The sequence below is a fragment of the Streptomyces mesophilus genome, from assembly GCF_011044995.1.
GTDB classification, from domain to species: Bacteria; Actinomycetota; Actinomycetes; order Streptomycetales; family Streptomycetaceae; genus Streptomyces; species Streptomyces mesophilus.
This window is the reverse complement of the sequence record NZ_JAAKZW010000373.1, coordinates 1-4,696: the sequence shown is the minus strand read 5'-3', so window position 1 is coordinate 4,696 and position 4,696 is coordinate 1. Positions and strand designations below refer to the sequence as shown.

Annotated in this window: 5 protein-coding genes, 1 tRNA gene and 3 pseudogenes; 3 read left to right on the top strand and 6 right to left on the bottom strand. The window is 68.1% G+C overall.

Features of this window, described 5'->3' with window-relative positions; translation table 11 throughout:
- Window positions 1-127, top strand: a pseudogene (locus G6045_RS41045) (IS5/IS1182 family transposase); the annotation flags it as partial.
- Here G6045_RS41045 and G6045_RS39325 read toward each other — a convergent pair.
- The 5 genes and pseudogenes from G6045_RS39325 to G6045_RS39310 all read right to left on the bottom strand — a co-directional run bounded on the left by G6045_RS39325 (window position 113) and on the right by G6045_RS39310 (window position 2,000).
- Window positions 113-445 (bottom strand): DUF6907 domain-containing protein, encoded by a 333-nt coding sequence (locus tag G6045_RS39325; protein ID WP_408056427.1) that lies wholly within the window; start codon window positions 443-445, stop codon window positions 113-115. The pseudogene G6045_RS41045 and the gene G6045_RS39325 overlap by 15 nt on opposite strands.
- 104 nt (window positions 446-549) lie before the next feature.
- Window positions 550-626, bottom strand: a tRNA-Trp gene (locus G6045_RS39320).
- A 161-nt stretch (window positions 627-787) separates the two neighbouring features.
- Window positions 788-1,108 carry an Imm21 family immunity protein gene (locus tag G6045_RS42275; RefSeq protein WP_328708078.1) on the bottom strand — a complete coding sequence of 107 codons (321 nt, stop codon included), beginning with the start codon at window positions 1,106-1,108 and terminating at the stop codon, window positions 788-790.
- Window positions 1,109-1,221: 113 nt separating this feature from the next.
- Window positions 1,222-1,314, bottom strand: a pseudogene (locus G6045_RS42270) (hypothetical protein); the annotation flags it as partial.
- 164 nt (window positions 1,315-1,478) lie between these two features.
- Entirely contained in the window at window positions 1,479-2,000 is a 522-nt protein-coding gene (locus tag G6045_RS39310; RefSeq protein ID WP_235968592.1) for a YfbM family protein, read from the bottom strand.
- A gap of 236 nt (window positions 2,001-2,236) precedes the next feature.
- On the opposite strand from G6045_RS39310, the gene G6045_RS39305 reads away from it, so the two are divergent.
- The gene (locus tag G6045_RS39305; RefSeq protein WP_206344782.1) at window positions 2,237-2,833 is read left to right on the top strand and encodes a hypothetical protein; all 597 of its coding nucleotides are present in this window, start codon (window positions 2,237-2,239) and stop codon (window positions 2,831-2,833) included.
- Window positions 2,834-3,410: 577 nt separating this feature from the next.
- Window positions 3,411-3,654: pseudogene (locus G6045_RS42460) on the top strand (hypothetical protein); the annotation flags it as partial.
- 163 nt (window positions 3,655-3,817) lie between these two features.
- On the opposite strand, the gene G6045_RS39295 reads toward G6045_RS42460, so the two are convergent.
- A complete protein-coding gene (locus G6045_RS39295) occupies window positions 3,818-4,486 on the bottom strand; it encodes a class I SAM-dependent methyltransferase (protein WP_165337038.1) in 669 nt (222 codons plus the stop codon).
- Between the last annotated feature and the right edge of the window lie 210 nt (window positions 4,487-4,696).

Sequence of the window (4,696 nt, the reverse complement as noted above, 5' to 3'; positions counted from 1 at the left end):
CAGTTCCGTGCGATCGCAACCAGGTTCGACAAGCTCGCAGACCGCTACCGCGCGGGAGTTGTCCTGGCCTCCCTGATCCTCTGGCTCCGTGAAGCGGCCAGGTGATCATTTGTCAGACAGGCTCTAGGGCGAGGCGCGTCACGATGGCCCGGCAGGTGGTCTGGAGTTCTTCGTCGTAGGTCGTGCCGCGGAAGTGACCGCTTCGACGGGAGAGCGCCAGCTCCTCAAGGATCCCGGGGGAGGGCGTGTGCACCGGCCCGTCGATCCAGATCTGTCGCGGGCCGTTCTGGAAGGTCCCGGCTGCGGCCGTCGCGAACGACGCTGTCAGGCGCTTCCCGTTGGCCAACGGCGGGAAGGTGAAGGTCACCTCCGCAGCCTGGTGGAAGACCGCGTCGCCGCCCGCTACGTCGTCCTCGGCATGGTCGGCCTCACACCACGAGGGCAGGCCTTACCAGTTACGGAGGCTTTTCACTCGGCTGCATTCATGTCCTGCACTGTGGCAGGCAGGCCCTGGGTGTGCCGGTGTGCCCGGGCACCGGGACCGGGTTGTGGCAGGGGTGACAGGAGTCGAACCTGCGGCATCCGGGTTTGGAGACCGGCGCTCTGGCCAGCTGAGCTACACCCCTTTGGCGCGCTGCCAGCTTTGCACGCGCGCCACGGCGGTGCCACAGCATTTCGCCGCACCGCCTACGACTTGCATCCCGGGCGGGCTGGTTCCTGCCAGCACGGGGTGGTTCCGGGGAGGGCCGGCGTGATGCGACGGGTTCGGCGAGCGGCTGGCACGCACTCACGCGGTCACCGGAAGAAGCTGGACGAGCCCGACAGAAGCCAGATCTCTGTCCCATGCATGAGTCGCTCTCACTGCCCAACGACCCGCCGGCAACGGCACATGAGCTCGTGCGGGGAGTCCGCCGCCGTTGGGGTACTCAACGTTCAGGTCCGCTCCGGCTTCCGCAGAGTCCATGAGGACCGCAGGGCCACCGGTTTCCCAGACGCCGCAGTGCTCCCACTGAGTGGCGGGATCTGCCAGGGCCTCCTCGGCGGCAGAGAGAAGATCATCCTCTGAGTCCGCGGCCAGCCATCGCACGAACACCCGTGGCTCGGGCAAGAAACATGTCGTGGCGGGTTCGTCTGCGAGGAGCAGGGCCTGTGCGCCATGGGGCCCACCGGAATCAGCGCTGCCAGGTCCTCGACTTCACAGGCACGGTCATAGTCGTCCAGGACTGCCCCGGACCCTGCCTGGTTGCCCTGCATGGTGCTGCCACCCCAATGATTCAGCGACGAGAGCGGCACGACAATCAACGGCCCACCCATCGACTCCGCCCAGACCAAGGGCTGTCGGGTGGCACCCGGGTCATGCGACGAAGAGATCCTCATGGCGGAAGTGTGCCTCGCACCACCGACAATGCCGCCGGGTTGAGTTGACGCTCACGTGATTCCTCGGGTGCTGGTGGTGAAGACGTCTGGTGGAGTGCGGGTTAGTCCCACCAGAGCACCATGTGCAGGTGGCGCTTGGCTGCGTCGAGGTAGAAGTCGCGCAGGGCGTTGAAGTGTTCCAGCAGGTATGGCCTGAGACCTCCGGTGACGGCGCCTTTCTGGCCGATCAAGGATGCCGCGTCATGCTCGTCGGCCGGCAGGGCGGCGAGAAGGACGGGCATGTCGATCTGGCCCAGCAGCTTGGAGACGTGCGCCACCTGAAGGACCCCCAGTCCGGTGGGGGCGCCCCCGAAGGGGGCTATGGCGTGCGGGGGTGTGTCAAGAAAGCCGAGGTCCAGAGTTGTGTCGCCGTCGGTGGCGCGGCGCAGAGCATCGAGATGGGCTTCTTCGAGTCCGGTCACTTCGCCGACACGCTTGAGCAGGGCCGGTGCCCAGTCCAGGTCCAGCACATCGCACGCCGGTGGATCCCAGTGGCGATCACCGTCCGGTGACGTGGCGGCGGACTGACGGCAGGCAGCGAGATAGCCCTCGGGGATACGGGCGAGCTGTTGAGTCACGGCCATGACGGCAGTATCCCTGCCGCGTCTACCGGATTTCCGGTCCAGGCGTGGGCCGTTGCTGCGTCAACGGGGCCTTGGCATGATCGGCTCACCCAAGCCGAAAGAGTGTAGAGCGTTCGCCTCGACATTCTGGCCGGGTGAGAATCGATGGTGGTTGCATGCGCGGGGATGCGTCACTTGGACGAGGATCTGGGGATGCTCAGTCGGGGTACGGATCACATCACGGCTCAGGGGGACCGATGATGGTGGCGAGGGTGGCGCTGCGCTGGGTGTGGGGCGAGTTCGTGGGCCCGGAGGCCACGCGGGCGAACCATGTGCTGACGGCTCTGACGACGGTGGCCGGTGCGGTCGCGGCGCCGGCCGTGGCCAGGGCGCGCGGGGCCGGCCCAAAAAGCGCGGCCATCGCATGCCTGCTGGCGGTGGACCTCTCAGGCGGCGTATACGTCAACAACACGCGCGCGTGCGCCCGTTGGTACGAACGCCGGGGCCAGGGGAACGCCGCGCACTACGCATTCGCAGCGCTGCATGTCCACCCGGCGGTGGTGGCGCGGCTCGACGCGGGATTGCCGGGCGGGAGCGCGAGGCGCCGTGTCCACCCTGCCGTGTGGGCCGTAAGCCAGTACACGTATATGGCGGCCGCGACGGTCGCCATCCGCCGCGCCCCGGCACGGCGGCGAACCCTCGGCGTGGCCCTCACAGCAGGCGGGCTCGTGCTGGACGGCCTGCTGGGCCCGTCACGGACCGCACCATGGTTCGCCTGGACCTACTACCCCAAGCTGCTGTTGGGTCATGCCGGCGCATCCCTGTGGTCGGACGACGAGTTGGCGCCGCACTGAGATCAGGCGATCGGTTCTGTCGCTTCTGCGCTTCGATGATGCGCACGGCGGCGACGGCTCATCCGGTATCGGTGTTCCACGCGGCCTTGGGAATCGTCAGCACGCGCACTACGAGTGCCTGCGCCTTTGGAGTTGTACGCATGCCCGCGGTGAAGAGGGCGGGGTCCGTGTCGAGAGCGCAGCCGCCACGCTCGGTCGCTCAGGGCGATATTTCGGCCACCTCAAGTGTCAGGTGCGACGGGGGTTGGGCTTGGCGCTCCGTAACTCGCATGCTCCGAGGCGGTGTTGGCGGTGCGGGAGGTGAAGCAGGGAGCGAATCCAGCCATAACTCTCCGGCATATGCCGACGATCACGGGTTGTGAGGGAACAATAGCCCTACGCGATCGAGGTTCCGATCGGCGTGACCGTCACGCTCGCAGGCTCGACCAGTTCTGAGCGCCCAGGCGGCCCAACCTCGACGTGCACACGATGTGTCCTGCCGCAGCCAGGACACCAGCGAACCGGTTCCGCCCGCACCCTCGCGCGCGATCCTCGTCGCCGCGCCGACCTGTGCGGACGGACCGCGGATGGGGGCGACGTGCACGAGGAATTTCTCTGCGAAGTGACCGGATACGGCGTCTGCGCCGGGCAGTTGGTCGGCGTACCGCTTGGCACCTACCGGGCACCAAGCCTGCCGCTGGCGCTGTGGTGGCTACGCGAGCGCGCGACCTGGATCGCCGAACGACTCGACCCCATCCCGGACACGGCGGGCATCCCGGCGGGCGCCTTGATGCCGCTGCCGCGCGATGCCCCCGATGTGCCGGGGCAGTTGAGGGCCTGGCGGGACAACGCCGCAGAGCAGTCCCAAGCGGGGCTCCTCCTGGAGTACGGGCAGCTGTTCCGGTTCATCGCCCGCGACCCCACCACCGAGTTCGAGCTGCTTGCCGAGTCCGTCGACACCATCCGTATCCAGCGCGCCCTCGGTGCAGCGCCGCGCGCCGCGGATCACGCGCCCTGGGCGGTCAGAAGAAGCGTGCCCACATCCGCTGCGGCAGGCGCCGGAACGACTTCAGCAGCGGGGTTCACGAGGCCGGCACGCCCCATCAGGCTCAGCCACCGCCGTGGCGTGTACGCGTAGCGGTAGTGGAAGTGCGCACGTCCTTTGAAGCCGTCGCCGTACGTCCCCTGCGGCCCGTACGCGCCGGGGATCGCCGGGGCGTGTGCGGCAACGAACCGGCCGCCTGGGCTCAAGTGGCCGGCGATGAGCGGCAGCAGCGCCTCGGGGTCGGTGAACCAGACCGCGCCCCACGACGAATAGATCGCATCCCACCGCTTGGTGCTGGCTGACAAGTAGGTGATCACCTCGGCGCACACGAACCGCAGCTCCCTGGTAGCGGCCCAGCGTTTCGCCGCCGCCTCGACCATCACCGGCGACAGATCGATCCCGGTCACCTCCATGCCCCGCGCGGCAAGGTAGGCCGCTTCACGCCCGGGCCCGGACCCGAGATCGAGCACCGTCACCGGTGCGCCGAGCAGTTCGATGCCGGGCCCGTGGGCAGAGCCCCACTGCGTCCACTCGAACACCGGCTCTCGGTCGGCGCCGGTGTTGTTCTTCGGGGCCGCGGCATACCGGTTCCACATCTCACGTTCGGCCTCGACATCATGGCGCACCATGCAATCGCTCCCCCTTGCGGTCTCCGATCGTTGTGGCTGCGCCGCTGCGGGGCGGCCGGTTGTACGGCGGCCGCCCCCGTCGTTCAGTGGTCCCTACCTTGTTGATCGGGATGAGCGAGCCATTCGTAGGGTTGGCTCAACCGGGGGTGTCGGGTGTGGCTTTCAGTGGTCTGCCGTCCGTGGCTTCCAACGATTCGCCGCCCGACACCC

Excerpts from the sequence above, each read along its gene's own strand:
- G6045_RS39310 (WP_235968592.1), bottom strand. The coding sequence starts at position 2,000 with ATGGCCGTGACTCAACAGCTCGCCCGTATCCCCGAGGGCTATCTCGCT.
- G6045_RS39305 (WP_206344782.1), top strand. The coding sequence starts at position 2,237 with ATGATGGTGGCGAGGGTGGCGCTGCGCTGGGTGTGGGGCGAGTTCGTG.
- G6045_RS39295 (WP_165337038.1), bottom strand. The coding sequence starts at position 4,486 with ATGGTGCGCCATGATGTCGAGGCCGAACGTGAGATGTGGAACCGGTAT.